Source organism: Phycisphaerae bacterium (genome assembly GCA_018003015.1).
Lineage (GTDB): Bacteria > Planctomycetota > Phycisphaerae > UBA1845 > PWPN01 > JAGNEZ01.
The window spans coordinates 1-4,998 of sequence record JAGNEZ010000134.1 but is presented as its reverse complement, the minus strand read 5'-3'; the positions used below and the strand labels follow the sequence as shown (position 1 = coordinate 4,998).

The 4,998-nt window shown below is 60.2% G+C and carries 4 protein-coding genes; 2 read left to right on the top strand and 2 right to left on the bottom strand.

The annotated features are described in order from the left end of the window. On the top strand, positions 1–184 hold a 184-nt coding region (locus KA354_25055), incomplete at its 5' end, for an RtcB family protein (GenBank protein ID MBP7937918.1). Positions 185–605: 421 nt separating this feature from the next. Here KA354_25055 and KA354_25050 read toward each other — a convergent pair. Beyond that, entirely contained in the window at positions 606–845 is a 240-nt protein-coding gene (locus KA354_25050; GenBank protein ID MBP7937917.1) for a hypothetical protein, read from the bottom strand. A 439-nt stretch (positions 846–1,284) separates the two neighbouring features. On the opposite strand from KA354_25050, the gene KA354_25045 reads away from it, so the two are divergent. Continuing rightward, on the top strand, positions 1,285–3,489 hold the full coding sequence (locus KA354_25045) for a recombinase family protein (GenBank protein ID MBP7937916.1): 2,205 nt from the start codon (positions 1,285–1,287) through the stop codon (positions 3,487–3,489). Here KA354_25045 and KA354_25040 read toward each other — a convergent pair. Continuing rightward, complete coding sequence (locus KA354_25040) at positions 3,438–4,505, bottom strand: IS4 family transposase (protein ID MBP7937915.1); 1,068 nt, start codon at positions 4,503–4,505, stop codon at positions 3,438–3,440. The two genes, KA354_25045 and KA354_25040, sit on opposite strands and share 52 nt — an antisense overlap. Positions 4,506–4,998 lie beyond the last annotated feature (493 nt).

Genomic DNA, 4,998 nt, shown 5'->3' with positions numbered 1-4,998 from the left:
GGTCAAACATTACCTGAAGGAGAAGGGAGTCACCCTGCTCTCCGCCAGCCTCGATGAGGCACCCTGGGTCTACAAGGACATCGATAAGGTCATGGCCGCCCAGGAGTCGCTCGTTCGTCCAGTGGCCCGGTTCATGCCTCGCTTGGTGAAGATGTCACCGCCGGGGGACCGCCCGGAAGACTGATCCTTCCACGGCCTCGAGGCGATTCAGTGACATGCCTCAGTCACATCCGCCTCTCGCAGGTTGCCTGGCGCAATCCCCGTATCAACATCTCCCAGGCGTAATCGAACCCCTCATTCTGAGACAGGTTCCCGTCGAAATCGCGACTGAACGACTCGGCCAGACCGACGTGCAGGCACAAGACGCACAAAAACAGGACCGATGATCCCCCTCCGCCTCCGCGTCCCTTTGCGCCCGCTGCGGTCAAGACACCGCCCCTCTGGCTGCTGAGGCCTCCTCGCTGACCGTTGAATGTCGAGTGCTGATCGCTGACCGCTGAACCCTCGTGTCAACCGTGGAGTTCGCGGAGCGCCTGAAATACTATGAAGGGTATATGAGTACCATACAACCTGATAAAACTAGCTACGTCCCGAATGGCATTAAGTTAAGCCGCATCTAGCCGTTTTTTCAAGCGTTTGCGCATTTCATGGCGAGGTCGTGTCATCAGGTCATACTCTTTCATGTGGCGTTTGATGCATCGAGGTTCAAGGCGGTTGGGCCTGTGGGGATTGACGATGAGGTCGGCGAAGATCTGCTGGGGTTTGGGAGGCTGCAGCCAACGGAGGGCATCGATGAAGCTGAGGCGGTGGGGTTTGACTCGCTGTCGTCGGGCGGCCTTGAGCATCACCAGCCGGACGAGATTGTAGACCAGCACGAATACCTGTACCTCTTTCATCACCACGTCGACGCTGCGTCCCTTGAGAACGTCCAGGCCGAGAGTGATCTTGAGGTCGCGCAGATCTACCTCGGTGTACCAGGCACACTACACCCCAAGACGCAGCTTTCCACAAGGATGCTCAGTCGGGTATGGTGTCGATATCGGCGCTGCTGGAACTGGCACGGTGGTGCCAGAAGCGTCGGGAGGCCGTCTCAGGAGGAGACTTATGCCGCCAGTCAAGGATGACCCAGTCCCCCCCCGCGCCCCGTAGCACCGGGGCAGACTCTCCCACTCAAACACCTGTGGAGCGTGCTGTCACCCTGCCGCCGGGAGAAGATCCTGGCAGCACTGAGTCGAATGGTGGCTCAACGGTTACGCAAGCCCCCTCTCGGACAGGAGGTGGCGCATGATCACGATTGAGCAACCACGGGGCAGCATCTGTCCTGCCGATGTTCCGGGTGCGACTGCTGCTCCTGCATCAACATCGCTTGCGGTCGGGCCGGCGAAGATCAAGGCTCGCCACCGTGAACGACTGGCTGTCGTTTACATTCGGCAGTCAAGCCCACAGCAGGTGCTGGAGCACAGGGAATCGACCGCACTCCAGTACAACTTGCAGCGACTGGCGGTCGAGTGGGGTTGGTCCAAGGATCGGGTGTTAGTGATCGACCAGGATCTGGGGCGCAGCGGTTCGTCAGTAGAGGGACGACTGGGGTTCCAGCAACTCCTGTCAGAGGTCGCTCTGGACCACGTTGGACTCGTTCTGGGTATCGAGATGAGCCGTTTGGCACGGTCCTGCAAAGACTGGCATCATCTTCTGGAGCTGTGCGCCGTCTTCGGCACGCTGTTGGGTGATCAGGAGGGATTGTACGACCCGTTGGACTACAACGATCGGCTGCTGCTGGGACTGAAGGGTACATTGAGTGAGGCAGAGCTACACATCCTGCGGCAACGGATGGACCAAGGGCGGATGAACAAGGCGAGGCGCGGCGAACTGTTCAACCATGCCCCCATGGGTTACATCCGAGGTCCTTCAGGATCACTGGAGCTGGACCCAGATGAACAAGTGCAGGGAGTAGTCCGGCTGGTATTTGACAAGTTTGACGAACTGGGTTCAATCCACAGCGTGTTAATGTACATTGCTCGGCACGACGTGCGCGTCGGAATTCGTCCCCACAAGGGTGAGGAGCGTGGTCGGCTGCAATGGCGTCGGCCCAACCGCCAGACACTGGCAAGCATCCTGAAGCACCCCATCTATGCAGGTGCGTACTCTTGGGGTCGCCGCCGCACCGATCCCCGACGGAAGCTGCCAGGACGACCCGCTACCGGGCGAGTTGCCGTCCCTCCTGAGCATTGCGCGGTGCTGATCAAAGATCGCTTCCCCGCGTACATTACGTGGGATCGTTTCATCGCGAACCGGAATCGGCTGCAACAGAACCGTGCCCGATCAGATGCGTGGGGAGCTCCTCGTGAAGGCCCTTCCTTGCTGGCCGGTTTGGTAGTGTGCGGGCAGTGCGGTCAACGGATGCTGGTAGCATATCGCGGACGAGCCGGCGCATTGCGTTATCTGTGCCAGCGAGATCGGATTGATCACGGCGCGCCCTCGTGCCAGAGCCTGGCGGGTCATGTGCTTGAGGAATGCGTGAGCCGCCAGATCCTCAGAGTATTGGAGCCGGCGGCTTTGGAGCTGAGTCTGACGGCAGCCGCAGACATCGAGCGAGAGCGCGGTAAGATCGTCCGACATTGGGAACACCGCGTGGAACGCGCCCGCTACGACGCCCAGCGAGCAGCTCGCCAGTATCAGGTTGTGGAACCGGAGAACCGCCTGGTCGCCCGTGAACTCGAGCGACGATGGGAGCAGGCCTTGCTGGAACAGCGGGAAGTCGAAGAGGCCTACGAGCGGTTCCGGCAGGAACAAGCTCCTGGATTGGACGACGAGGATCGCGATGCCGTCCGGGCGCTGGCCAGTGACATTCCGGCGCTCTGGAACTCGCCACTGACGACACCCCTGGATCGAAAGACGATCGTTCGCTGTTTGGTCGAAAGAGTCGTGGTGGCTGCCCCACAAGACAGCCAACTCGTGGACATGGCGATCCACTGGACTGGGGGGTTCATCAGCCACCACGAATTGGAGCGTCCGATCGCACGCTACGACCAGCTACGGGATTACTCACGTTTGATCGATCGGATGTTCGAGCTTCGCGATGCTGGCCTCACCACGGGTCAGATCGCAAAGCGACTGAACGGCGAGGGCTGGCACCCCGCCAGACGACGCCTCAAGTTCAACAAGGACATCGTGCGGCATCTGCTGATGAGACAAGGGCGAATGATCCCTCGCCCCGTTCCCCGAGCCGGCCCCCGTCTCAATGAAGGCGAGTGGTGGTTCATCGATCTGGTTCGCGAATTGCAGGTTCCACAGGCGACCCTGTATAGTTGGATTCGCCGCGGATGGGTCAACGCACGGCAACTGCTGGGCGCTCGGGGGAAGTGGATTGTACTGGCAGATGCCGATGAACTGGGTCGTCTCCGCCGCCTGCGTCAGTGTGTTCGAACTTGGGGCGGTCAACCACGGGAGGCCGAACTGACAAAACCCAAGCCGAAGTCAGGCCCATGATAAGAATGGCGACAAAGGAGGCAGTATGGATGGTGAATCTCAACTTGCCATCGCAGGCGGTAGAGTCTGGCGATTTCGCTGGCCGGGTATTTCACTGGATCCAGGAGTGTGGTCACCAGGATGACCTCTCGGACGCGATGGTTGGACTCGCGGACCCGCCACTTGAGCTCCCGGACGAGGATCTTGTCGGGCAACTGGGCAAACTGTTTGGCGGTCATCCACCTCGGTCGGCTGGCGGGCTTGGGCCATTCCACGAGTTGATCGCAGTGGCCCAGGCTTTTGACCCAGCGGGATTTCGAACGGCCCTTGCTCTGGGTCTTGTTCGCGTAAGGACGATGGGGGTTGAACTCGACGATTCTCTTCTGATGGATACGGAAGACCCCATGCAGATGGGCCTGTGAAATCAGGGCCAAATGAGCATATGAGCAGAATCCTCGGTCACCGACCAGAACGTCGCCGGCGGTCAGTTTGGGATGCAATTCGGCGGCGTGAGCGAAGTCCTGGGTTCGCAGAGGAAACACCATGGCGTCGCGCAGGAACCCGGCCTGGGCATCGAAGAGGGCCAGCAGGTGAGCCACCGGAAAACCGCAGCCGGGCTTCTGGTTGCCCGGTTGGCCGAAGCAGGCCTGGAGTTCAGGCGTGTCGGGCATGGAGAAACCCGAGCCGTCCTCCAACCAGACTCGATGGCCCTTCCAGAGCGGGGCCTCGCCAGAAGGGTTGAGTTGCCGGCTGAACCGGTCGACCAACCGGGTGAACATCTCCTGCGGCAGTCGTTGCCGGGCTTGGCAGTAGGCCGAGGCCGTGAACGGTTCGCCGCTCAAATGGGGCAGGTGAGCCATGGCCGTGTTGTTGTTCAGCACCTGCAGGATAAACAGGTGCAGCGTAGTCCAAGGGTCCAGTTGACGATCCCGCCAACGGTATCCGAGTCGCTCGCAGAGCCGTTCGATGGTGCCCCGATCCAGAATCTTGACCAGGTCTTCCCTGACCTGCCGCAGTGCGGGTAGAATGGTGACCATCCATGGCCTCCTTTCGTGATGTCGTTGGCCAACAACATCATGCCAGGAGGCCTCCTATTGCGCAAGCGATGTAAGTGTTTGGAGTAAAAAGACTTAGAGCAATTCCGTTAACTTAATGCCATTCGGGATGCAGCTCTTTTTCTCGGGTGGTATAAGCCTCCTGAACAGGGTACGCTTGCCTTGGCGATCTCTGCGAGTCTGCGTGAGGATCGAGCACGGGCGGGCCGGCAGCCAGTGGCACCGGGCGAGAGGAAGGGCCAACGAGGGCGTCGGCCCCACTTGTTTTCCATCTGCGTCAATCCCATGATCTGCGGGCCGGAACTCGCTTCCTGTCCTGGCGTTTTGCGCCGTGTTCTCGGTGCACTCAGTGGTTGGAATGAAGTGGTTGGTCGTCAGCAGCCAATCCTTCCCACATTCCCGCGTCAATGACGATGGGAATCGTCGACCCGGGGGTCCCGGATGGGGCACGTGTCTGGTGTGCAAGAGAGCGGGT